The organism is Anaerotignum faecicola, from assembly GCF_003865035.1.
Taxonomy (GTDB): Bacteria; Bacillota; Clostridia; order Lachnospirales; family Anaerotignaceae; genus Anaerotignum_A; species Anaerotignum_A faecicola.
Map to the genome: position 1 here is coordinate 41,366 of NZ_BHVZ01000014.1, position 21,893 is coordinate 63,258.

Below are 21,893 nucleotides of genomic sequence, written 5' to 3' on the forward strand. Positions count from 1 at the left end.
AGGAAGGTGACGGTTATGAAAATCGGAAATGTAGCGCTGGAAAATAATGTATTCCTTGCGCCCATGGCAGGTGTGACGGATTTGCCCTTCCGCATCCTCTGCAAGGAGATGGGCTGCGGTCTGGTGTATTCCGAAATGGTGAGCGCAAAAGGGATTTTATATGATAACAAAAACACAACGGAGCTGCTTGAGGTGGATGCGAAGGAACGCCCGGTTGCGGTGCAGCTGTTCGGCTCCGACCCCGAAATTCTGGGGGCAATGGCGAAGAAAATCGAGGAGTATCCCATTGATATCATTGATGTGAACATGGGATGCCCTGCGCCGAAAATCGTGAAAAACGGGGAAGGCTCGTGTCTGATGAAAACGCCCGAATTGGTCGGAAAAATCGTGCGTTCTCTGGTGGAAAGCCAGAAAAAGCCTGTGACGATTAAGTTCCGTAAGGGCTTTGATGAGGAACACATCAACGCGGTGGAGATTGCGAAGATTGCCGAGGCAAACGGCGCGTCCGCGGTGGCAGTGCATGGCAGAACCAGAGAGCAGTATTACAGCGGCAAGGCGGATTGGGATATCATCAAGGAAGTGAAGGCGGCGGTGCAGATTCCCGTCATTGGCAACGGCGATATCTTCACACCACAGGATGCGAAAAATCTGTTGGAGCATACAGGCTGCGATGCCATCATGGTTGGGCGAGGTGCGCAGGGCAACCCTTGGATTTTCAAGAGGATTCTGCATTATCTCAAAACGGGGGAGCTTCTGCCCGAACCGACCGCACAGGAGCGCGTAGAGAAGGCGCTGCGCCATTCTCAGATGCTGATTGCCTATAAGGGCGAGTATATCGGGATTCGGGAAATGCGCAAGCACATGGCATGGTATATGAAGGGACTGCCCGGTGCGGCGGAGCTGCGCGGTAAGCTGAATTATGCGGAAACCATGGCGGAAATGAAAGCATTATTACATGAATATTTAAAGGATCATCAGTAAATTTAGGCTCTCTGTGGGAGATTTTGTTACGAAATTTCCTGCGGAGAGTTTTTTAATGCAAAAATGGAAAGTTTACTTGACATTTGAAAGCGAAGGGAATATACTGATGGAAAGTAAGCTTTACATTTTGGAGGAAAACGAAATGAAAAACAGATTGGAGGAAATCCGAAAGGAGCGCGGCATCCGACAGGAGGAACTGGCGCGGGCATTGGAGGTTTCGCGTCAGACCATCGGCTCTCTGGAAAACGGGAGATATAACCCGTCTATCCTGTTGGCATTTAAGATTGCGCGCTATTTCGGCATGGCGATTGAGGATATTTTTATTTATGAGGAGGGAACGGAATGAGAGACAGAAAAAAAGGCGGTTTTCTGTTGGCGGCAGGGGTCATATTTGTTGCGGTATCCGTATTCGTGAAGGACAGCTATTATGCGAATATTCTGCGTTCGTGGGGAATAGCATGGGTAGTAATCGGTCTTTTGCGGCTGAGAGAATATTTTTATTATAAAAAGCCGGAGCATCAGGCGGAATATGAAGAAAAAGAAACGGCGGCGCGCATCAATCGGACGGATGAGCGGAAGGTGCTTCTGCGGCAGATGGCAGGGCATAAGGCATATCAGGTGATGTTTTTCGTACTGATTGCGGTCAGCTTTCTGTTTGCCCTCCTGCGTGTGGAATGGTGGGTGACAGGGGTGCTGTGCCTGCTGTGGGTATTGCAGTATCTTCTGGGGATTGCCTTTATGAGATATTATGAAAAGCGGTTGTAAGAAAGAGAGAAAAAGAAAAAGCAGTAACTGCATTGCAAATAAAAAATGGCTGTCTCTATCCGTTTGGGAATAGAAACAGCCATATTTTTTTACTGAATATCTACAACCTCATAGCCTGCATCAGTGACAGCCTTTACCAGTGCTTCATCGCTGATATCCTTCGTCAGCTCTACCTCTGCGGATTTGCCCTCCAGAGAAACGGTTGCCTTTACGCCGTCCATATCGTTCAGCGCCTTGTCTACTCTGCCTGTGCAGTGGCTGCACATCATACCTTCGATTTTCAATACCTTTTTCATTTTTACGTCCTCCTCATTTGGAATGTTTTTCTCGTCTTTTTGTTCTATCACCTGCGCCGTTTTTTCGGCGGAATGTGCCTGATGGGTGGGGGTAAACAGCCTTAATCTGAGGGCATTGCCGACAACGAAGGCAGAGCTGAAGCTCATTGCCGCCGCGGCGAACATCGGGTTCAGCTTCCATCCCAGAACGGAATAGAACACACCTGCCGCAAGTGGAATCCCACAGCAGTTATAGAAGAATGCCCAGAACAAATTCTGCTTGATATTTTTAATGGTTGCGTGGCTCAGCTGAACGGCTGTGACCGCATCCAGAAGGTCGCTTTTCATCAGCACGATATCTGCCGATTCCATGGCAACATCTGTACCTGCGCCGATGGCAATGCCGACATCCGCGCGGGTCAGTGCGGGCGCATCGTTAATGCCGTCGCCGATCATGGCAACCTTTTTGCCGCTTTCCTGCAAACGGCGCACTTCCATTTCCTTATCCTGCGGCAGAACCTCCGCAATCGCCTGAATCCCAAGCTGGCTTGCAATGGTGTTTGCCGTACGTTTATTATCCCCTGTCAGCATGACAACGTCAATCCCCATCTGATGAAAGCTGTCCACGGCTTCCTTACTTGTGGGCTTCAGCGGATCAGCCAGACCGAGGATGCCGAGGAGCTTTTCTCCCTCCGCAAAGAACAGCGGTGTTTTGCCCTGTTCCGCAAGCTCTGCCGCTTTTTCGGCGAAATCTCCGAGGTCGATTTTTCTTTCCTGCATCATTTTCAGATTGCCGCCTAGGATATGCTTGCCATTCACATCCGCTTCAATGCCCTGTCCTGCGGTCGCTGAGAGGTTTTCTGCCTTCTGTGGCACAATTTCCTTCTCCTTGGCATAATTCATCACAGCTTCGGCGAGAGGGTGTTCAGAGAGTGCCTCAATGGAAGCTGCCGCACGCAGGAAGGGATTTTTCAGCACACCGGGCGCAGGCAGAACATCCGTCACAACGGGATGACCCTCTGTCAGCGTGCCTGTTTTATCCAGAACAACGGTATCAATTTTATGTGCAATTTCCAGACTTTCTGCGGATTTTACCAGAATCCCGTATTCCGCACCCTTGCCTGTGCCGACCATGATTGCCGTAGGCGTTGCCAGACCCAATGCGCAGGGGCAGGAGATCACCAGAACTGCAATACCAATCGAAAGGGCAAAGGAGAAGGGCTGACCGACAAGCATCCACACGACCGTTGCGATAATGGCAATCGTGATGACGGTCGGGACGAAAATGCCGCTGACCTGATCTGCCAGCTTGGCAATGGGGGCCTTAGAGGCACTCGCTTCCTCAACTAAGGTGATGATATGGGAAAGGGTAGTATCACTGCCGATATGGGTTGCTTCCATACGGAAGAAACCGCTTTTATTGACGGTTGCGCCAATGACGCTGTCGCCAACCTGTTTATCCACGGGGATGGATTCGCCTGTAATCGCGCTTTCATCCACGGCGGAGGAGCCTTCGACGATTTTGCCGTCTACGGGGATACTCTGCCCGGGGCGCACCACGATGATATCCCCAACGGCAACCTGCTCCACGGGAATTTCAACTTCCTTGCCATCCTTCATGACGGTTGCCATCTTGGGTGCCAGATCCATCAGCTTGCTGATTGCTTCGGAGGTTTTGCCCTTGGAGCGTGTCTCCATATATTTCCCGACCGTAATCAGCGTCAGAATCATTGCTGCGCCCTCCAGATACAGCTCCATGGCGTAATGATGCGCCGTCATAAGGTCGCCATGCCCCATATAATACGCCATGGCGTAAATCGCAAAGATGCTGTAGATATAGGATGCGGCAGAGCCGAGCGCTACCAGAGAGTCCATGTTGGGAGCTCTGTTCCAAAGCGCCTGAAAGCCGACAACGAAAAATTTCTTATTGATGATTAAAACGGGCGTTGCCAGCAAAAGCTGTGTCAATGCAAAAATCATCATATTTTCATGCCCCAGAAGAATCGAGGGCAGGGGCGCACCGACCATGTGCCCCATGGAAACATAGAACAGAGGAATCAGAAAGCAGAAGGAAGAAACCAGACGCTTCTTCATAACCTTCATTTCCTCTAATGCTACGTTTTTGGGCGGCTCCTGTGTGGCGCTGTTGGTTGCGCCCTGCACGCTTGCACCATAGCCGCCGCTTTTTACGGCATTGATAATGTCATCTGTTGAGAGGGCGGTATCGTCATATTCCACGACCATGCTGTTCTGCAGCAGATTTACGTTTACAGTCTGAATCCCCTCCAGCTTGCCGACTGCCTTTTCCACATGAGCAGAGCAGGCGGAGCAGGTCATCCCGGTTACGTCAAATTTTTGTTTCAAAGGGGAGCACCTCCTTTTTCTTTTGAATATAAAAAATTCTTATTTGATTACTTTACCCATAATTTCAATTAACTCATCAATTTTTTCATCCCGTTCCGCAGCCGTTTCGGCATTGCGGACGCAGGTTTTCAGATGTGCGGAAAGCACTTCCTTATTGGCTTTATTGAGAATCGCCATGGTTGCCATCAGCTGATGGGAAATATCAATGCAGTAGCGATCCTCCTCGATCATGTTGAGGATGCCGTCAATCTGCCCTCTGGCGGTTTTCAGCAGCGTGCCTACCTTTTTTTTATCTGCCTGCATGTGTCTCTCTCCTCTCTCTTAAGCACCCCCACCCCCTGGGGGAGGGTACGGATGTATTATAGTATTCCTTTCGGAAAAAGACAAGACTCTATTTGATAAAAAATTCTCTTTTTTATTTTGAAAAATATACGGACAAATAAAAAAGAGTAAATCCGGTTGGATTTACTCTTTGCGCTCTCTTTTATTTCAGAACATAAACGGTTGCGTTTCTGACACCCCATCCATAAGCCTCGGATTTGGAGCCGTAGCAAACGTCTACACGGTTGCCCTTAATTGCACCGCCGGTATCTGCGGCAATCGCTGTGCCGTAGCCGGGGATATAAACCTTGGATCCAAGGGGAATCACACGAGGGTCAACAGCAACAGTGCCGTAGCCTGCCTTTGTGCCGGTAGCTGTGATGCCTGTGCAGCCTGCGTCATAGGGGGTATAAGCAGTTACCTTTGCACTGATGGCTTTGGAGTAGCTCATGCCGTTTACGACGTTCTTGGGGCCAACCTCAACGATTTTATCCTGTGCTGCTGTGACTACCTTTTTCTCAACAAACTGTGTATCCACCAGCTCGCTGCCGTGGTAGATTTCTTTTTTGATGACAGATGCAACGCCTTCCTTGCCCTCCTGCACCACGCGGCTTTCGCCGGCTTTCAGGGAGCTGTTTGTGCGTTCTACTGTTTTGTAAGCAATCGCTTCTGTGGTTGCGACTGTTTTTTCTGTGACGGATGTCAGAGAAAGTGTCATCATTGCTTCGATGGGGTCGCTTTCCTTTGCGTCCTCCAGATAGAATTCGGTGTCAATGGTGTCCGCCAGATCCTCCAGCAGCTCACCTACGGTTTCCTTATCGGTGGAAACCATTCGGGGTGCGCCATCCATATTGATGACTACAGATTGCATAGATTCGGATTTGCTGTAAGCAGATGCTGTTCCGCAGCCGATTACCAATATAAATACTACGATAGCAAATACTCTAAGATGTGTTTTCATTTTTACCTCCTTGAACGAGCCGTACTGCCGTTTTTGTGGGATGGCAGGGGATTTCGTTTCCTGTAGTTATTCGATGATAGACATTAGATTATGCCTTGACCTGTCCGTGAATGGGGGACAGTCGCAGTCTATTTACACGGGGAGTCGTCACTTCCGCATAATGTTTACGCTTTTTGATTGACTGCAAAAAATAAAAGACATATCGTTCTTCTGATATATCTTATTCTTTCTACGTTGCATATATTAACACATTTGTAACAATTACGCAACCTTTTTTAAAAAATATTGCAATTATTATTAAAAGAAATAGCGAAAATCTGCAATCATTTTGCAAAGAAAAACTCTCGGAAACCTTGATTTTACAGGGTTTCTGAGAGTTTCGGATTTTTAAGGATTCTGTCGAAAATTTTTTTCGAAAAATTATTTAAAAAATAAAGATTTCGCGTTTTTTTCGGAAATTTCTGCGACCGTTTCGGGGGGCAGATTTTTGATTTCCGCAATTTTTTCGACCACATATTTCAGGTTTGTGGAGTCGTTTCTTTTGCCGCGGTTCGGATTGGGTGCGAGGTACGGACAATCTGTTTCAATGAGGATGCTTTCCATAGGGATTGCCGCAACGGTTTCCACCAGCTTTTTTGCATTGGAGAACGTCACCACGCCGCCAACGCCGATGGAAAAGCCCATTTTCACATAATCCAGTGCCATCTGGGCAGAGCCGGAATAGCAGTGGATAGAGCCGCGGCGCACAGAGGATGCCTTGATGATATCAAAGGTTTCCTGTGACGCATCTCTGGAATGAATGATAACAGGCAGATTGGTTTCCTCCGCCAGTCTGAGCTGCTGACGAAACCAGAAGCGCTGTAATTCCTTCGGGTGGGTATCATAATAATAATCCAGACCGATTTCCCCGATGGCAACGACCTTTTTATGTTCACTCAGCTTTTTCAGCTTCGCAATCGTCTGTGAGGACATATCATAGAGCTCATGGGGGTGTACGCCGACGGCAGCGTAGATGTAGTCATATTTTTCAGCCAGATGGATGCTCATTTCGGAGCTTTTCACATCACAGCCGACATTGATGACATTGCTTACCCCGCAAGAAGGAAGAAGCTCCCGCAGGAGCTCCTCTCTGTCTTGCTTGAATCTCTTGTCGTCATAATGTGCGTGAGAATCAAAATAATTCATAATTAGCTGATGCTGCTGCCGCTTTCAAAGTCCTTATCATCTGTAGTGAGGATAGACAGCTTGCCGTCCTTGTCTTCCGCACACAGAATCATGCCGTAGCTCATTTCGCCCATCATTTTTCTGGGCTTGAGGTTGTAGGCAACCACAACGCGCTTGCCAACCAGCTCACCGGGGCATAGGTGTCCTTAATGCCGGAGAAGATGACTCTTTCCTCCTCGCCGAATTTTACCACGTTGCGCAGCAGCTTTTTGGATTTGGGTACTTCCTTGCTTTCGATGACCTCGCCGACCTTCAGCTGTACCTTGCAGAAATCGTCAATCGTGATTTCGGCAGGATATTCCTCCTCGGGAGCCTCTTTCTTGGGCTCCTCCTTCTTTGCCTGATTTGCAAGGGAGGTAGCCTGTGCCGCCTTGATGGCAGCCTCCAGAGATTCCAGCTCCTTCTTCATATCAATACGAGGGAAAAGGGTTTCGCCCTTTGTAACAGTCAGCTCCGCAGGCAGCAGACCCCATGTCTTTGTGCTTTCCCAATCGGTCAGCGCGCCCTCTGTAATGTTCAGCTGTGTCCAGATTTTTGCAGGGGTCAGGGGCATGAAGGGCTGAATCAAAATGGAGATGATACGGATGCTTTCCGCAACATTGTAGAGCGCATTTGCCAGCTCTGCCTTCTTTGCTTCATCCTTGCACAGTACCCAAGGCTGTGTTTCGTCGATATATTTATTGGTGCGGCGAATCAGGTTCCAGATTTCAATTAAAGCATCGGAGAAAAGCATGTTGTCCATCTTTTCCTCTACCTTGGGAACGGTTGCCGCAGCCATTGCCTTGAGGTCTGCATCAAAAGCAGTTTCGGTTCTGTCTGCGGGCAGCTTGCCGCCGAAGTATTTTTCAATCATGCCAACGGTTCTGGAAACGAGGTTGCCCAGATCGTTTGCCAAATCGGAATTGATGCGCTGAATCAGTGCTTCGTTTGTGAAGTTGCCGTCTTGCCCGAAAGCGATTTCTCTCAGCAGGAAGTAACGGATGGCATCCACGCCATATTTTTCCACCAGAACAACGGGATCAACCACGTTGCCGACGGATTTGGACATTTTGCCGCCGTTGATAACCAGCCAGCCGTGGCCGAATACCTTCTTGGGCAGAGGAATATTCAGTGCCATCAGCATGGCGGGCCAGATAATTGCATGGAAACGCACGATTTCCTTGCCGACAACATGCACATCCGCAGGCCAGTATTTTTTGTAGTCCGCATCGTTGTCGCTGCCATAGCCAAGAGCGGTAATATAGTTGGAAAGTGCATCAACCCAAACATATACAATATGCTTGGGGTCAAAGTCTACGGGTACGCCCCATTTAAAGGAGGTACGGGAAACCGCTAAGTCCTCCAGACCGGGCTTCAGGAAGTTTGCAATCATTTCATTCTGGCGTGTGTTGGGCTGCAGGAATTCGGGATTTTCTTCATAATATTTGATGATTCTGTCGCCGTATTTGGAAAGACGGAAGAAATAGCTTTCTTCCTTCAGAAGTTCTACGTCACGTCCGCAGTCGGGGCATTTGCCGTCCTTCAGCTGTGTTTCTGTGAAGAAGGATTCGCAGGGGGTACAGTACCAGCCCTCATAAGCGGATTTGTAGATATCTCCCTGATCATACAGCTGCTTGAAGATTTTCTGTACGGCTTTCACATGGTAATCGTCTGTGGTGCGGATGAATCTGTCATAGGAAATTTCCATCAGCTTCCACAGCTCCTTAATACCCGCAACCACCTTATCGGTGTACTGCTTGGGGGTCATGTTCTGTGCGGTTGCGATTCTTTCGATTTTCTGCCCGTGCTCGTCCGTCCCTGTCAGGAACATTACGTCATACCCACGCAGTCTTTTGTAGCGTGCCATGGTGTCTGTCGCTACTGTGCAGTAGGAATGACCGATGTGCAGCTTATCACTGGGGTAGTAAATGGGAGTGGTGATATAAAATTTTTCTTTAGCCACAAGTATCTCTCCTTTTTATTGTTTTCATTATAATAAGTAAAAACCAAACCATCCGTAAGGCTTTTTGCCAATAAAAAACCCGTCCTTCTTTTGAAAGGACGGGCGTTTTGCCGTGTTACCACCTTACTTCGCTTTTTCCTCGCGGAAAAAACCTCATGAAGTCCAAAGGACTCCTGCGCAATAACGGGCGCGCCCGTCGCAGCCTTATAATCCGGGGGATATTCGGTGCGAAGCTCCAAGGCCATCTTCAGCGGTTGCTCCTGCGCCTCTTTTCAGCTTGCCGAGGCTCTCTGTGGCATAGCGTTGTCGCCTACTCTCCTTTTCATTGCTCTTGTTCTAATAAATTTCATTCTACTATATTTCCCTCTTTTCTGTCAATGGATACAGTGAGAAGGAATTTAAAAATTTCCTTTTCTACGGAAAAAGCTGAAACGCTTTGTTTCCTGTGTGCTTCTTTTTGAAAGGAGAGGATTGTTTTTATCGTATGAAAAGTGTAAACTGGAAAACATGAAAAGCAATCGGAGCAGAAAATAAAAGTCGAGTGAGAGGAATAAAATGGAAGAAAGACAGATTGTTTTGGATTTTACAGGCTGTAAATATATTACGGAAGTACATTGGAGGATTAGAGATACATTTCATTTTCCCGGCTTTTATGGAGAAAATCTGGATGCACTCTGGGATATGGGGTGTGATTATATCGGTTCCTGGAAGCCGGAAACGACGACTGCTATTATCATTCGAGGGGTATATCAGCTGCCAAAGGACATAAGAGAATATTTTCTTGATAAAATCATGGGAGTATTTTATGATATTGAGAATTTTTATAAGGATTTTAAAATAAAAGTCAGATTTAAAATCAAAGATTAAAAAAGGATACCTGAAGCATGGTGTTTCGGGTATCCTTTTTCATTTGCCTTATTTCAGATTTTCGGGGTTCAGGCATTCCAGCTCGGGCAGAAGAAATCTGCCGTCCTTGCGAATCAGCACATCATCAAACCAGATTTCGCCGCCGCCGTATTCGGGTGTCATAATCAGCACCAGATCCCAATGGATGGCGGATTTATTGCCGTTGGGGGCATCCTCGTAGCAGTTGCCGGGGGTGAAATGGATAGAGCCCGCAATCTTTTCATCGAAAAGAATGTTGTTCATGGGCTTTGTGATATAGGGGTTTACGCCAATGGCAAATTCGCCCACATATCTTGCACCCTCGTCTGTGTTGAATACCTTTTCCAGACGCTCCTTGTCATTCCCGTCGCAGTCCACGATTTTCCCGTCCTTGAAGGTCAGGCGTACATTTTCAAAGGTAAAGCCGTTGTATTCGGAGGGGGTATTATAGGTAATCACACCGTTGATGGAATCACGCACCGGTGCGGTATAAACCTCGCCGTCGGGGATATTGCAGCCGCCGGCACACTTGATGGCAGGAATATCCTTGATGGAGAAGGAAATATCCGTATCCCTTGCCACCAGACGCACGCGGTCTGTTTTGTTCATCAATTCCACCAGATGCTCCATGGCATCGCCCATTTTGCCGTAATCCAGATTGCATACATTAAAATAGAAATCCTCGAAATCCTCCAAGGAGGTCTTGGCGGACTGCGCCATGGCGTTTGTGGGGTAGCGCAGCACCACCCATTTTGTATGTGGCACACGAATCTGATGATGCACAGGGTCATCATACAAACGGTTCTGGATATCGATTTTTTCTGTCGGCACATCATACTGCTCCGTCAGGTTGTCCTCGCCACGCACACCGATGAAGGCATCCATCTGCTCCATCAGGCGGCAGTCCACCTCTGCCATGATTTTCTGCTGCTCCTCGGTTGCACCCAGAAGCAGCTCCCGTTCCAGAGAGTTTGTCATCATTTTTACAAAGGGGATTGCACCCACCCTGTAGGTCTCCTTGATAATCTGCTTTACCAGCGGCAGCGGATGCACGCCGTTGCAGGAAATCCAGACCTTTTCGCCCTTTTCCAGTTTGCAGGAAAAATGCACGAGGTTATATGCTAATGTTTTGATTCTTTCATCCATTTGAACAAGCTCCTTTCGTGCCGTAAAAACGGCTTTCTTCCATAGTATTGTACAATGTTTTACGAAAATACGCAAAGAAATTGACAAACATAGGCGAAAAAAGATAAAATAATAAAATATGGCAAGAAAGGGGGATTTTTGATGCGTGTTGCAATTCCCACAAAAAACAACAGAATCGATCCGCAGTACAGCCGTGCGGCGGAATTTACGATTTATGAAATAGAAATCGAGCTGGTGAAGAAAAAGGAGGTTGTTCCGCTTGGGAAAACCGCCATTGCGGATTTTCTGACAGAGCAGGATATCAACGCCGTTATCTGTGGCAACATCCGTTCCTCCGCCCGCAATATCCTGCGGGCAAAGCGAATTGAGCTGACCTATGGGGTGCTTGGCGAGGTGGATGATGTGATGATTCGCTATCTCAGCGGCGAGCGTTTGGGGGATATTGATGAAAACGCCTACTGGAAAGCAGGCAGAGAAGGAGAGTAATCTATGGCACTACTGGAACGTTTTTTTCCGGATATTTATGTGAAATCTGTATTTGAGCTGCCCTTGGAGGATTTGAAAAAGCTGGGCATCCGCGGTCTGGTGTTCGATATTGACAACACCGTTACGCCCTTCGATGTGGCAGAGCCGGATGAGGAAATTGTGGAGCTGTTTGCTTTTTTGCGAAAAGAGGGATTTAAGCTTTGCATTTTGTCCAATAATACCAAGGAGCGTGTGCAGCTGTTTAACCGCAGGCTTGGTGCGCTGGCAATCCATAAGGCAGGCAAGCCCGGCATCAAGAAGCTGAATCGGGCAATGGAAATCATGGGAACAACACCCAAAACCACTGCCATGGTCGGCGATCAGGTCTTTACGGACATGTGGTGTGGACATCGGGGCGGACTGCTCTGCATCATGACTGCGCCCATCTGCAACCGGGATCAGCTCATTACAAAGGTAAAACGCGGTGCAGAGCGTCAGGTGATGAAGGTTTATTTCAAGAAATACGGGAAATAAGCATTGTTTTTTTAATTTTTTATTGAAAAATGCAGCTTCATCTATTAGAATATAAAAGGATATGTTTATTTTTGGAACGATAGAATAAACATCGATTTTGGATTTATAAAAATGATAAATAATTTGAGGAGGAAATATCATGATTTCTGCAGGTGAATTTAGAAAAGGCATTACTTTTGAAATGAACGGTGAGCCCCATGTAATTCTGGACTTCCAGCACGTTAAGCCCGGGAAAGGCTCTCCCTTCGTAAGAACAAAATACAAAAATATTCTGACAGGTGCTACAAGAGAAGAAGCGTTCAACCCCAACGATAAATTCCCCAAGGCGCACATTGAAACAAAGAAGATGCAGTATCTGTATAATGACGGTGAGTTGTACTACTTCATGGACAACGATACCTTCGACCAGATTCCTCTGCACCATGATCAGGTAGAAGAAGCACTGAAATATCTGAGAGAAAATGATGAAGCAACCATTAAGTTCTACAAAGGCGCTCCCTTCCTGGTAGAAGCACCTCAGTTCGTAGATTTGGTTATCACAGATACAGAGCCCGGCTTCGCAGGCAACACAGCACAGGGTGCGCTGAAGCCCGCTACTGTTGAAACAGGTCTGGTAATTCAGGTTCCTCTGTTCATCGAATCCGGTGAAAGGGTTCAGATTGACACAAGAACAGGCGAATATCTGGGCAGATCCAAAGAATAATTCTGAACAGACACTTGCATTTGATTTGGAGGCTATGACAAATGGAATATTTTGAAAAGAAGATTACCTATCTGAGAGGTCTTTGTGATGGGAGTGATTTTCCTGCCGAGAGCAAGGAAGGAAAGATTTTCCATGGGATTCTGGATGTTCTGGATGACATGGCTTTCATGTTGGAAACCTTCATGGATGATGAGGACCTCGTGATGGAGGATGAGGATTTGGACGAAACAGATGAGCCCATTTTCTTCTATTCCTTTAACTGCCCTTCATGTGGACAGGAGCTCGATGTAGACGAACAGACCATGGAGATGCAGACGGAAATTCCCTGTCCCGGCTGTGGCGCAACAGTGCCGATTGGTTCCGCGGATATGGATGATTTGCAGTTCTAAAAAATAACACTGCGCCTTCGCCGCAGGCGAGAAGGCAGTATGAAGAAGCTAAGGTGTAATCCCAATGATAGGGTTACACCTTTTTTCCTATTAGAAAGAGGCAAAGAGATGGACGAGAAGAAAAAAATGCTGCTGGCGGATTTTGCGCTTTTGCTGGCGGCGACCTTCTGGGGGATGGGCTTTGTCGCAGGGGATATGGCGGCAAAGGCGTTCCCGACCTTTTGGATTATGGCGGTGCGGTTTCTGGGAGCGGCGTTCTGGATGGGACTTCTGTTTCGCCGCGCAGTAAAGAGCAGTATGAAAGAGGATATCAAGGCGGGAATGATTCTGGGCGGACTGCTCTTTTTGGCACAGCCGCTGCAGATTATTGCGCTGCGCTACACAACGCCCTCGAAGCAGGCGTTTCTGGTGACAACGTATGTGGTAATTGTGCCGTTTATTTCGTGGCTTGTGCTGCGCAAGCGTCCACAGAATAAGGCTTTTGCCGCAGGGGCAATGGCGCTTTTCGGAATTGGGCTGATTTCTCTGAGTGGTTCTCTGCGTGTGGAATTGGGGGATGCACTTTCGCTGCTGTTTGCACTGGTGTATTCGTTTCTGATTGTGGCAACGGGGATTTGTGCGAAGAAGGTGAGCCCTCTGGCGATGTCCTTTTATCAATATCTGACAGCAGGAGGACTTTCCCTTATCACAATGCTGATTCTGGGAGAAATGCCGCAGGCGTATCCGCTTGTCGGTGTGGGTGCGATGGCATATCTGATGATTGTGAATACGGTTGGGGCGTATACCTTACAGAATATCGCGCAGAGATATACCTCCGATACCCATTCGGCGGTGCTGCTTTCCATGGAATCGGTGATTGGGTATTTCTGCGGCGTGGTGCTGTATGGTGATCCCTTTACCACGCGCGTGCTGATTGGGGGATTGATTGTGTTTGGCGCGGTGCTACTTTCGGTGCTGAACTGGAAGGAGATTTTGAAAAGAAAACAGGCATAAAAAGAAAGACCGAAATCTCATTGAGAAATCGGTCTTTTTTGTTTTTGCCTTAATTAAAAAACTGCTTATGCCAAACGAGGAACATATAGATTGTCCAGATTTTACGGCTGTTATCCGCCTTCCCTGCCTTATGCTCGTCCAGATACTTCATGATTTCGTCTACCTTGAAGAATTCCTCTGCCGCGGGGCTATGGAAGGCTTCCTTTACCATGTTATAGTAATTTTCCTCTCTCAGCCAGATGCGGATGGGAACGGGGAACCCGAGCTTTTTCTTTTCTGCGACCATATCGGGCAGATAGCGGTGTGCCGCCTGCCGCATGGCAAATTTCGTATTTTCCTTATTGACCTTGTATTCTGTCGGAACCTTACGCGCTACATCGAACACAACTCTGTCCAGAAAAGGCACACGCACCTCAAGGGAGTTCGCCATGCTCATTTTATCGGCTTTCAGAAGAATATCCCCAATCAGCCAGAAATGAATGTCGATATACTGCATTTTGGTGACATCATCCAGGTCCTTCGCCTTATCGTAGAAGGGCTTTGTCAGCGCGGTATGGGGGTATTTGCCCGTAGGGTGCTTGAGGATGCGCTCGCGTTCTGCCTCATTGAGCATGAAGGCGTTGCCGATAAAGCGTTCCTGCAAATCCTTGCTGCCGCGGATGAGGTAGTTTTTGCCCTTCATTTTCGGCAGCTTCTGCGCCATGGCACCCAGACCCTTACGGATGGGACGGGGCAGGCGTGTCAGGGGAAGCAGGTCATGCGGCTCGCGGTAGATATTATAGCCGCCGAACAGCTCATCTGCGCCCTCGCCGCTCATGCAGGTCTTTACCTGCTCCGATGCGGTTTTTGTGACGAAATAAAGTGCAATGGCAGAGGCATCCGCCAAAGGCTCGTCCATGTGATACTGCACGGTGGGGATGGAATCCCAGTATTCCTTTTTGGAAATCAGCTTGCTGTAGTTATCAATTTTGATTTTTTCGGACAATGCTTTCGCATAGTCGATTTCGTTATATTTTTCGTAATCAAAGCCGACGGTAAAGGTCTTGTCTCCATGGAAGCAGGCAGCAACATAGGAGCTGTCCACGCCGCTGGAAAGGAAGGAGCCGACCTCGACATCCGCAACCTTATGCGCCTTGATGGAATCCTGCATAGCTGCATCGATTTCATCCACATATTCCTCCAGAGATTTGCTGTGGTCTGCCTCAAACACAGGCTCCCAATAGCGTTTGATATCCATTTTGCCGTCCTTGAAGGTGAAGCAATGCGCAGGCATCAGCTTGAAAATGCCTTTGAAGAAGGTTTCCTCCAGAACGCTGTACTGGAAGGTCAGATAATTTTCCAGTGCAATGGGATTGACCTCTTTTTTGACATCGGGGTGCGCCAGAATTGCCTTGATTTCGGAGCCGTAAATCAGATTGCCGTTGGCAATGGTGTAATAAAAGGGCTTGATGCCGAAAAAGTCTCTTGCGCCGAAGATGGATTTGTTTTTCTTGTCCCAGATAACGAAGGCAAACATCCCGCGCAGCTTTTGCAGAAGTTCCTCGCCCCATTCCTCGTAGCCGTGAATCAGCACCTCGGTATCGGCGCGGCTGCCCATGACGTGCCCCTTGGCTTCTAGCTCCTCTCTTAATTCTCTATGGTTATAAATCTCGCCGTTGAAGGTGATAACCATATCTCTTGTTTCGTTATAAATGGGCTGACTGCCGCCCTCCAGATCCACAAAGCTGAGACGGCGAAAGCCCATGGCAATGCCGTCATCCAGATGGGAACCGTCACTGTCAGGCCCTCTGTGGATGATTTTATTTTTCATTGATTCCAGAATTTCCTCGGGCGAAGCAATTTGCCCGGTAAAGCCGCAAAAGCCACACATATATTTTTCCTCCCTTTCAGAAAAGGTTTTTGCACATATTTTTACATCTTATTACTGTAGCACAAAGGAAGGGGAAAAGCAACTTAACGGAGAAATTCGTCGGTTTCCTCCGCTGCTTTTTCTGCCTGCTCATTTCTGCCGAAAAGGGCGGAAAGATAGCGCAGCCCTTCGGAAAAGCCCTCCTGCCACCAATCGAAGGAGAAGGTGAAGCTCCAGTTGCCCTTTGTTGTGCCGGGAATATTCATGCGGTGCTCTGTGCCGAGGGAAAGCACATCCTGTAGGGGCAAAATGGCAGTATCCGCAGGAGAGGAAAGTGCAAGGCGGATAAAATCCCATGCCGCATTGGAGCCGTCCACGTTCAGATAGCGGCGGTAGTGATCCTTTTCCTGCTCTGTTGCCGCTTGATACCAGCCGTTTGTGGTGTCATTATCATGCGTGCCGGTATAGACAATGGTATTTTTATCGTAGCAATGGGGCAGATAGGGGTTGTTTTTTTCCTGCCCGAAGGCAAACTGCAAAATCCGCATGCCGGGGAGTCCTGCAAAGTCGCGCAAGGCGGCAACCTCATCTGTAATGATGCCCAAATCCTCCGCGATGAGGGGGAGAGGAGAGCCGAGCTTTTCTTTCAGCAGGGTAAAAAATGCTTCGCCGGGGGCAGAAGCCCATTTGCCGCCGCGTGCATCCTCTGCCCCAAATGCGACCTCCCAGCAGGCGGAAAAGCCGCGGAAATGGTCAATGCGAAGGATATCGACATCCTGCAAATTCTTTTGGATACGGGAAAGCCACCACGCAAAGCCTGTTTTTTCGTGCTCCCGCCAAGCATAGTGCGGATTGCCCCAAAGCTGTCCCGTCTCACTGAAATAATCGGGCGGCACGCCGGTGACACAGGTCGGGAAGCCCTTGCTGTCCAGACGAAAGAGCTTCTGATGCGCCCAGACATCTGCGCTGTCATAGGAGACGAAAATGGGCGCGTCCCCGATGACGGAAATGCCTTTTTCGTTGGCGTAGGCCTTCACTGCCTGCCACTGCTTTTGGAAGATATATTGCAGGAAAATTTCCTTTTCGATGGCAGGTGCAAGCTGCCTTCTCCATTTTTTCAGAGAAAGAGCGTTTCGCCTTTTCAATCCGCGTGGGAAGGAGACCCAGGAAACATTGTCATAATATTCATGCAGCTTTTCCTCGGAAAGGGAAAGCCCTGCACATTCCTCGCAGAACAGGTCGAAGCCCTCAGCGGCTTCTTCTGTGGCGCGGACGGAAAGAAAATGCTGCTTCAGTGCGGTATAGAGGGCGTAATCTGCAAGCCAGTAGGCATTCTCAGCCTGAAAGGCGGCATAATCCGCAGGGGCTTCCTTTTGCTGAAAGGCTTGAAAGGCCTTTTCGAGCAGGGGTAGCTTGACCGCCGCCGCTTTTTCGTAATCAACCCTTGCGGCAGGGGGAACGGAAGCGTTCTGCAAATCCGCTTCGCTCAGCAGACCTTCTTCCAGAAGCAGCTCCGGGCTGATGAGCAGGGGATTGCCGGCAAAGGCGGAGGCGCTGGAATAGGGTGAGCCGCCTGCATCGGTGGGGACGAGAGGCAGAATCTGCCAGAGGGTCTGCTTGGCTTCTGCGAGCCTATCAAGAAAGGTATATGCCGCCTGCCCGAAATCACCCACGCCGAATGCCGACGGCAGGGAGGACGGGTGCAGGAGGATACCGCTTTTTCTGTTTGCCATAGAGGATCACTCCTTTTTCAAAATCAAATTTCAAACAATATTTTTATTATTATACCATGTTTGCAGGGGAAGAAAGCAATTGCGAAGCAGATATTTTCTTCCGCAAGGCATGATATGAGCAGGCACGTTTTTTTGTTAAAATTTGCAGGCTCTGCCAGAAAAAGACGGGGTTTTTCGTGCAGGGAACGGAAACAATAACAAGGCAATCAAAACGCATTGCAACAAAAATATCAAAAATATCTGGGAGGGATTTTATGTTTGGCAGAAGGGCAGGACTTTTTTCCGCATTGGCGGCAGTGATGCTGCTGCTCGGCGGCTGCGGCAACGCAGGAGCGAATTTGGGCGGCACGATGGATGACTATAACAACGGAAGATATGCAAACGGCGGCGCAGCCTACTGGGACGGCTACGGCATCAACAGCGGCAGGAGCATGGACGGCTATAATGGTGCGAATTATACCACCTATGGCACACGAAATGACAGCACCGGTACTACTCTTGGGCAGGATTTAGAGGACACCTGGGATGATCTGACGGGGCAGGACAGAAAAACAAAGGATAAGGACAGCAAGGCCGGCAGCAAAACAGAAAACAACACCAACAAAGTGGTCGATTAAGAAAGAGAGCGTGGCGGAGAATCTCCGTTTACGCTTTTTTCTTTTTGAAAATGGAAAACGGAACGGAAAAGACATACATAAAAAAAGGTTGATTTTCCATACTAAGGGCGAAAGGGGGCGGCGGTTTTGACAAAAAAATGCAAACGGACGGCAATCGGTCTTGTGACAGGCTTTGCAAATGGCTTATTCGGCAGTGGCGGCGGCACAATCGTGGTGCCGGCGATGGAGCGGTTTTTAGGGGAGGAGGAGCATAAGGCGCATGCGACCGCCATTGCGGTGATTCTGCCCTTATCCCTGCTCTCACTGGGAGTTTATCTCTGGAAAGCGGATTTGGGCGCAGTCTGGAGGATTGCGCTCTGGGCATCGGCAGGGGGACTGGTCGGCGGCTTTGTCGGGGCGAAGCTGCTGCAGCGTGTCAGCGGTGTATGGCTGCACCGCATTTTCGGGGCATTCATGCTTGCGGCGGCAGTGAGGTTAATCTTATGATGTGGGGCGTTGCGGCGATTGGATTTTTTTCGGGCATCATCAGCGGCATGGGAATTGGCGGCGGCACCATTCTGATTCCGGCGCTGCTTTTTCTGACAGAGGTGAACCAACAGCAGGCACAGGGCGTGAATCTGATTTATTTTATCCCAACGGCAGTTGTGGCGCTCATTACGCACCATAAAAACGGAACGCTAGATCTGAAAACCGCAAAGCCGCTTGCACTTCTGGGTCTGGCAGGGGCGGCGGCAGGGGCATTTTTGGCGGTTTCGCTGGAATCGGAGATACTGAAAAAGCTGTTTGGGGGCTTTCTGCTGTTGATGGGGCTCAGTGAAATTTTCAAGAAGAAAAAAGGAGAGGATACACATGCAAAGGGATGATTTTATGAAACTCAAGCTGAAATTTGCACAGACGGATGTGGCAGGCAAGATTGCGATTTATACGGAAACGCCGGGGCTGAGTACAGCGCAGTACAAGGAGCTGCTGCGGATGTATCCGATAGAAAAGTTGGAGGAGCTGGAAGCAGTATTAGCGAAGCTGTGAGCTTAAGTCGAAATCAGGATTTCGACTTGTTGAGACAGAAGAATAAACAGATGAGTTCCGGCGGTGACAAGCACCTTGAAACTCCCTATTTTCCTCAAGTGGGCAAAGCCCCCTCTGCGGATTCCAGTTGGGGAACGCTTCGTTCCCCAAGCCCTTCCGCGGCATCAAAATAGCTTTATCTACAATCTGAGAGCCGTAAGGAAACGGCTCTTTTTTTGAAAAGAAAGAAAATGCCTGTTCCCGTTTTGAAATTTATGGTATACTAAACGAAGCTATAGGTGTTTTTCAAAACGGACGAAAGGGGCTGTGGGACTATGGAATTGATTGAAAATTTATTTGTCGGCGGCAATGTGACGGATTTGGAAACCATTGTTTACAGTCTGCGTCGTGAGGTTCCTGTCCTGCGGCTGTACTGCATCGTCTATTTTGAGGACAAAAACAGATTGGAGCTGCTTTCCTCCCATGAGCTGCTTCATGCCAGAAACAAAAACCGCCCTGCGAAAATTGCAGGCATTGCCATGGGCAGAGAGGAAACAGTGGATTTACTTCTTTTTATGGCGGAAAAAGCGCAGGAGGAGGGGCGAAATCCTGCCAATCCAAGGGAGCTGATGTTATAAAAAATGCTTACGAAGATTTTTTATCATATTCTGGGGCTTCTGGTTGCCTTCTGCCTGCTGTTTGCAGTGCTGATTACCGTAACGGAAACACTGCTGTATCGGGTGGATGGCTACTTTGCGAAGGAATATCAGAAATATGCGGTCACAGAGCGCGTGGATATGAGGCTGTCTGATTTGCTTTCTGTGACGGATGAAATGATGGACTATCTGAAGGGCGACAGGGAAAATCTGAATGTGGAAGCCGTCATCGGCGGCGTGCAGAGGGAATTTTTCAATGCCAAGGAAAAACGCCACATGCAGGATGTACGGGAGCTGTTTTTGCAGGGGCTGGCACTGCGCAGAGGGGCGGTATTTGTCGGCGTTTTGGCGGCGGCGTTTCTTTGTTTGAAAAAAAGACAGGCGGTACTTCTTAGGATGCTGCAGTGGGGCATTGCGGGAGTGCTTTGCACCATGCTAGGGCTTGGAGCTTTGATTTCGATGGATTTCACAAAATACTTCACCTATTTCCATCTGATTTTTTTCGATAACATGGACTGGTATTTGAATCCGAAAACGGATTTGTTAATCAACATTGTGCCCGAAGGGTTTTTTCGGGATACTGCCTTGCGGATTGCAGGAATGTTTCTGGCGGTCAGCCTTCTGTTCTGGCTGATGGCAGGCGCACTGCGGCGAAGGCTGAAATAAAGAAGGCTGAAATAAAAAGGATTGCTATGATAAAGTTGATTTTATTCGGAATTTTAAAGGGAATCGGCATTTTGCTGCTGGTGCTGCTGCTTCTCCTTCTGCTTATGGTGCTTGTGGTGCTGCTTTCGCCCATCAGGTATCATCTGGAGGGAGAGAAAAGGGCGGCGGTCAGCGGTTCTTTTGGTGTGTCATGGCTTTTTGGGGCAATCCGTGCCGATGGCGGCTATACACCTGAGGGGGGCAGCCGGCTCAAGCTGAGGGTGCTTTGGTTTACACCTGTCGGCGGCGAGGAGAAGCCCAAAAAGAAGAAAAAGAAGAAGAAAAGGAAAGAGCCGGAGCCGATAGAAATACATGCGGCGGAAAGGGAGCCGGAAAAGGAGAAACCAAAACAGGCACTAAAGCAAGAACCGAAGCAGCCAAAGCAGGCACCGAAGCAGTCGGAGCCGAAAAATCAGGCGAAGCCGCAGAGAATGGCGGAAAAGCAGCCGAAAACCATGCGGCGTGTAAAGCTTTCGGAGATTGCGGAGAAGCCGCCTGAGCCGGAGGAAATCGAGGACGATGCCTTCTTTACGGGAGAGGAGCAGGAAAAAGCAGAGGAACCGGAGAAGAAGGAGAAAATTCCCCCGATTCTAAAGGAGCTTTGGAGCATTGAGGATAAAAAGCAGATTTTCAAGGCATTTGGGAAGCTGTTGAAGCGGCTGTTGAAGGGAATTTTGCCGGGGAATTTCTTCCTCAAGGCAACCATCGGGACGGGAGACCCGCCGACAACAGGCTATCTGCTCGGTCTGGCAGGGATTTTGGTTGCGAAATTCGGTAATGACATACAGATAAAAGGAGACTTCACGAAAGCAACCGTGGAGGATATTGAAATACGGGTAAAAGGAAAAATTGTACTCGGCAGGCTGCTTTGGGCAGTGCTTGCCTTTGGGCTGACAAAGCCCGTCAGAAGGGCAATCCGAAAGGAAATCAGATATTTCAGAGGGAAAAAGGCGGATGCGAAAGGAGAAACAGCATGAGCAAGGATTTTAATGAGGCGGTAGATGTATTATTTCATAAAGTAGATGATCTGGTATCTACAAAAACGGTTGTGGGGGATGCTATTGTAGTTGGCGATATGACGCTTTTGCCCCTGATTGATGTGGCAGTGGGCGCAGGAGTCGGCGCAAAGGAAAGTGCCAATGCGGCAGGCGGCATGGGAGCAAGAATTACCCCCTCCGCCATTCTGATGATTCGCCCCGACGGAGTGCAGCTTATCAATGTGAAGAATCAGGATGCGCTTTCCAAGCTGATAGATATGGCACCCGGAGTGGTCAATAAGCTGAATTTCGGTGCTGTGTTCAGTGGCAGAAACAAAAAAGACAGGGCACAGGAGGAAGTGAAATTTGAGGAGGAAACCATTATAGAGGAATAAATTGCCGA

Annotated in this window: 24 protein-coding genes, 1 pseudogene and 1 other annotated feature; of the genes and pseudogenes, 17 read left to right on the top strand and 8 right to left on the bottom strand. The window is 48.7% G+C overall.

Going from position 1 to position 21,893, the window contains the following annotated elements:
• Nucleotides 1-15 precede the first annotated feature (15 nt).
• The 3 genes from dusB (at nt 16) to EJE48_RS10200 (ending at nt 1,746) form a co-directional block, all read left to right on the top strand.
• Nucleotides 16-981, top strand: a complete 966-nt coding sequence (dusB, locus tag EJE48_RS10190) for a tRNA dihydrouridine synthase DusB (RefSeq protein ID WP_118581128.1) — start codon at nt 16-18, stop codon at nt 979-981.
• A gap of 142 nt (nt 982-1,123) precedes the next feature.
• Nucleotides 1,124-1,327, top strand: coding sequence for a helix-turn-helix transcriptional regulator (locus EJE48_RS10195; RefSeq protein WP_118581244.1), 204 nt, complete (start codon nt 1,124-1,126; stop codon nt 1,325-1,327).
• Nucleotides 1,324-1,746 carry a hypothetical protein gene (locus EJE48_RS10200; protein WP_118581125.1) on the top strand — a complete coding sequence of 141 codons (423 nt, stop codon included), beginning with the start codon at nt 1,324-1,326 and terminating at the stop codon, nt 1,744-1,746. The genes EJE48_RS10195 and EJE48_RS10200 overlap by 4 nt, the downstream gene beginning before the upstream one ends.
• A gap of 89 nt (nt 1,747-1,835) precedes the next feature.
• Here EJE48_RS10200 and EJE48_RS10205 read toward each other — a convergent pair whose 3' ends face one another.
• From EJE48_RS10205 to metG, 5 genes and pseudogenes are all read right to left on the bottom strand, one after another.
• A complete protein-coding gene (locus EJE48_RS10205) occupies nt 1,836-4,385 on the bottom strand; it encodes a heavy metal translocating P-type ATPase (protein ID WP_118581122.1) in 2,550 nt (849 codons plus the stop codon).
• Between the two features lie 39 nt (nt 4,386-4,424).
• Nucleotides 4,425-4,688 (bottom strand): metal-sensing transcriptional repressor, encoded by a 264-nt coding sequence (locus EJE48_RS10210; RefSeq protein WP_016407048.1) that lies wholly within the window; start codon nt 4,686-4,688, stop codon nt 4,425-4,427.
• Nucleotides 4,689-4,869: 181 nt separating this feature from the next.
• Nucleotides 4,870-5,667: a G5 and 3D domain-containing protein gene (locus EJE48_RS10215; RefSeq protein ID WP_016407049.1), complete on the bottom strand. Its 798-nt coding sequence runs from the start codon at nt 5,665-5,667 to the stop codon at nt 4,870-4,872.
• 420 nt (nt 5,668-6,087) lie between these two features.
• Complete coding sequence (locus EJE48_RS10220; RefSeq protein WP_118581119.1) at nt 6,088-6,852, bottom strand: TatD family hydrolase; 765 nt, start codon at nt 6,850-6,852, stop codon at nt 6,088-6,090.
• Between the two features lie 2 nt (nt 6,853-6,854).
• Nucleotides 6,855-8,833 (bottom strand): annotated as a pseudogene (gene metG, locus EJE48_RS10225) (methionine--tRNA ligase).
• A gap of 91 nt (nt 8,834-8,924) precedes the next feature.
• Nucleotides 8,925-9,168: a binding site (T-box leader), on the bottom strand.
• 220 nt (nt 9,169-9,388) lie between these two features.
• On the opposite strand from metG, the gene EJE48_RS10230 reads away from it, so the two are divergent.
• Nucleotides 9,389-9,700 carry a barstar family protein gene (locus EJE48_RS10230; RefSeq protein ID WP_118581113.1) on the top strand — a complete coding sequence of 104 codons (312 nt, stop codon included), beginning with the start codon at nt 9,389-9,391 and terminating at the stop codon, nt 9,698-9,700.
• A 48-nt stretch (nt 9,701-9,748) separates the two neighbouring features.
• Here the strand turns inward: EJE48_RS10230 and EJE48_RS10235 are convergent, their stop codons facing one another.
• On the bottom strand, nt 9,749-10,864 hold the full coding sequence (locus EJE48_RS10235; RefSeq protein ID WP_016407053.1) for an aminopeptidase: 1,116 nt from the start codon (nt 10,862-10,864) through the stop codon (nt 9,749-9,751).
• A gap of 141 nt (nt 10,865-11,005) precedes the next feature.
• Between EJE48_RS10235 and EJE48_RS10240 the strand changes: the two genes are divergently transcribed.
• The 5 genes from EJE48_RS10240 to EJE48_RS10260 all read left to right on the top strand — a co-directional run bounded on the left by EJE48_RS10240 (nt 11,006) and on the right by EJE48_RS10260 (nt 13,948).
• The gene (locus tag EJE48_RS10240; RefSeq protein WP_016407054.1) at nt 11,006-11,350 is read left to right on the top strand and encodes a NifB/NifX family molybdenum-iron cluster-binding protein; all 345 of its coding nucleotides are present in this window, start codon (nt 11,006-11,008) and stop codon (nt 11,348-11,350) included.
• 3 nt (nt 11,351-11,353) lie between these two features.
• Nucleotides 11,354-11,863, top strand: coding sequence for a YqeG family HAD IIIA-type phosphatase (locus EJE48_RS10245; protein ID WP_124984549.1), 510 nt, complete (start codon nt 11,354-11,356; stop codon nt 11,861-11,863).
• Between the two features lie 139 nt (nt 11,864-12,002).
• Nucleotides 12,003-12,566, top strand: a complete 564-nt coding sequence (gene efp / locus EJE48_RS10250; protein WP_118581110.1) for an elongation factor P — start codon at nt 12,003-12,005, stop codon at nt 12,564-12,566.
• 41 nt (nt 12,567-12,607) lie between these two features.
• On the top strand, nt 12,608-12,955 hold the full coding sequence (locus EJE48_RS10255) for a CD1247 N-terminal domain-containing protein (protein ID WP_118581107.1): 348 nt from the start codon (nt 12,608-12,610) through the stop codon (nt 12,953-12,955).
• Between the two features lie 108 nt (nt 12,956-13,063).
• Nucleotides 13,064-13,948, top strand: a complete 885-nt coding sequence (locus EJE48_RS10260; RefSeq protein WP_160117353.1) for a DMT family transporter — start codon at nt 13,064-13,066, stop codon at nt 13,946-13,948.
• A 49-nt stretch (nt 13,949-13,997) separates the two neighbouring features.
• Here the strand turns inward: EJE48_RS10260 and asnB are convergent, their stop codons facing one another.
• Nucleotides 13,998-15,818, bottom strand: coding sequence for an asparagine synthase (glutamine-hydrolyzing) (gene asnB / locus EJE48_RS10265; protein ID WP_124984551.1), 1,821 nt, complete (start codon nt 15,816-15,818; stop codon nt 13,998-14,000).
• A gap of 83 nt (nt 15,819-15,901) precedes the next feature.
• Nucleotides 15,902-17,530, bottom strand: a complete 1,629-nt coding sequence (gene malQ, locus EJE48_RS10270) for a 4-alpha-glucanotransferase (protein ID WP_118581101.1) — start codon at nt 17,528-17,530, stop codon at nt 15,902-15,904.
• Nucleotides 17,531-17,784: 254 nt separating this feature from the next.
• Between malQ and EJE48_RS10275 the strand changes: the two genes are divergently transcribed.
• From EJE48_RS10275 to EJE48_RS10305, 8 genes are all read left to right on the top strand, one after another.
• A complete protein-coding gene (locus EJE48_RS10275; RefSeq protein ID WP_118581098.1) occupies nt 17,785-18,147 on the top strand; it encodes a hypothetical protein in 363 nt (120 codons plus the stop codon).
• Nucleotides 18,148-18,273: 126 nt separating this feature from the next.
• Nucleotides 18,274-18,633 carry a sulfite exporter TauE/SafE family protein gene (locus EJE48_RS10280; RefSeq protein ID WP_118581095.1) on the top strand — a complete coding sequence of 120 codons (360 nt, stop codon included), beginning with the start codon at nt 18,274-18,276 and terminating at the stop codon, nt 18,631-18,633.
• Nucleotides 18,630-19,010, top strand: a complete 381-nt coding sequence (locus tag EJE48_RS10285) for a sulfite exporter TauE/SafE family protein (protein WP_207667388.1) — start codon at nt 18,630-18,632, stop codon at nt 19,008-19,010. The genes EJE48_RS10280 and EJE48_RS10285 overlap by 4 nt, the downstream gene beginning before the upstream one ends.
• The gene (locus tag EJE48_RS12375) at nt 18,997-19,173 is read left to right on the top strand and encodes a hypothetical protein (RefSeq protein WP_170158625.1); all 177 of its coding nucleotides are present in this window, start codon (nt 18,997-18,999) and stop codon (nt 19,171-19,173) included. The genes EJE48_RS10285 and EJE48_RS12375 overlap by 14 nt, the downstream gene beginning before the upstream one ends.
• A 314-nt stretch (nt 19,174-19,487) precedes the next feature.
• On the top strand, nt 19,488-19,790 hold the full coding sequence (locus tag EJE48_RS10290) for a hypothetical protein (protein ID WP_118581092.1): 303 nt from the start codon (nt 19,488-19,490) through the stop codon (nt 19,788-19,790).
• 3 nt (nt 19,791-19,793) lie between these two features.
• A complete protein-coding gene (locus EJE48_RS10295) occupies nt 19,794-20,474 on the top strand; it encodes a TIGR01906 family membrane protein (RefSeq protein WP_118581089.1) in 681 nt (226 codons plus the stop codon).
• Between the two features lie 26 nt (nt 20,475-20,500).
• Nucleotides 20,501-21,490, top strand: coding sequence for a hypothetical protein (locus EJE48_RS10300; protein WP_118581086.1), 990 nt, complete (start codon nt 20,501-20,503; stop codon nt 21,488-21,490).
• Complete coding sequence (locus EJE48_RS10305; RefSeq protein WP_118581083.1) at nt 21,487-21,885, top strand: GerW family sporulation protein; 399 nt, start codon at nt 21,487-21,489, stop codon at nt 21,883-21,885. Before EJE48_RS10300 ends, EJE48_RS10305 begins: the two co-directional genes overlap by 4 nt.
• Nucleotides 21,886-21,893: the final 8 nt, after the last annotated feature.

Excerpts from the sequence above, each read along its gene's own strand:
- dusB (WP_118581128.1), top strand. The coding sequence starts at position 16 with ATGAAAATCGGAAATGTAGCGCTGGAAAATAATGTATTCCTTGCGCCC.
- EJE48_RS10195 (WP_118581244.1), top strand. The coding sequence starts at position 1,124 with ATGAAAAACAGATTGGAGGAAATCCGAAAGGAGCGCGGCATCCGACAG.
- EJE48_RS10200 (WP_118581125.1), top strand. The coding sequence starts at position 1,324 with ATGAGAGACAGAAAAAAAGGCGGTTTTCTGTTGGCGGCAGGGGTCATA.
- EJE48_RS10210 (WP_016407048.1), bottom strand. The coding sequence starts at position 4,688 with ATGCAGGCAGATAAAAAAAAGGTAGGCACGCTGCTGAAAACCGCCAGA.
- EJE48_RS10215 (WP_016407049.1), bottom strand. The coding sequence starts at position 5,667 with ATGAAAACACATCTTAGAGTATTTGCTATCGTAGTATTTATATTGGTA.
- EJE48_RS10220 (WP_118581119.1), bottom strand. The coding sequence starts at position 6,852 with ATGAATTATTTTGATTCTCACGCACATTATGACGACAAGAGATTCAAG.
- EJE48_RS10230 (WP_118581113.1), top strand. The coding sequence starts at position 9,389 with ATGGAAGAAAGACAGATTGTTTTGGATTTTACAGGCTGTAAATATATT.
- EJE48_RS10235 (WP_016407053.1), bottom strand. The coding sequence starts at position 10,864 with ATGGATGAAAGAATCAAAACATTAGCATATAACCTCGTGCATTTTTCC.
- EJE48_RS10240 (WP_016407054.1), top strand. The coding sequence starts at position 11,006 with ATGCGTGTTGCAATTCCCACAAAAAACAACAGAATCGATCCGCAGTAC.
- EJE48_RS10245 (WP_124984549.1), top strand. The coding sequence starts at position 11,354 with ATGGCACTACTGGAACGTTTTTTTCCGGATATTTATGTGAAATCTGTA.
- efp (WP_118581110.1), top strand. The coding sequence starts at position 12,003 with ATGATTTCTGCAGGTGAATTTAGAAAAGGCATTACTTTTGAAATGAAC.
- EJE48_RS10255 (WP_118581107.1), top strand. The coding sequence starts at position 12,608 with ATGGAATATTTTGAAAAGAAGATTACCTATCTGAGAGGTCTTTGTGAT.
- EJE48_RS10260 (WP_160117353.1), top strand. The coding sequence starts at position 13,064 with ATGGACGAGAAGAAAAAAATGCTGCTGGCGGATTTTGCGCTTTTGCTG.
- asnB (WP_124984551.1), bottom strand. The coding sequence starts at position 15,818 with ATGTGTGGCTTTTGCGGCTTTACCGGGCAAATTGCTTCGCCCGAGGAA.
- malQ (WP_118581101.1), bottom strand. The coding sequence starts at position 17,530 with ATGGCAAACAGAAAAAGCGGTATCCTCCTGCACCCGTCCTCCCTGCCG.
- EJE48_RS10275 (WP_118581098.1), top strand. The coding sequence starts at position 17,785 with ATGTTTGGCAGAAGGGCAGGACTTTTTTCCGCATTGGCGGCAGTGATG.
- EJE48_RS10285 (WP_207667388.1), top strand. The coding sequence starts at position 18,630 with ATGATGTGGGGCGTTGCGGCGATTGGATTTTTTTCGGGCATCATCAGC.
- EJE48_RS12375 (WP_170158625.1), top strand. The coding sequence starts at position 18,997 with ATGCAAAGGGATGATTTTATGAAACTCAAGCTGAAATTTGCACAGACG.
- EJE48_RS10290 (WP_118581092.1), top strand. The coding sequence starts at position 19,488 with ATGGAATTGATTGAAAATTTATTTGTCGGCGGCAATGTGACGGATTTG.
- EJE48_RS10295 (WP_118581089.1), top strand. The coding sequence starts at position 19,794 with ATGCTTACGAAGATTTTTTATCATATTCTGGGGCTTCTGGTTGCCTTC.
- EJE48_RS10300 (WP_118581086.1), top strand. The coding sequence starts at position 20,501 with ATGATAAAGTTGATTTTATTCGGAATTTTAAAGGGAATCGGCATTTTG.
- EJE48_RS10305 (WP_118581083.1), top strand. The coding sequence starts at position 21,487 with ATGAGCAAGGATTTTAATGAGGCGGTAGATGTATTATTTCATAAAGTA.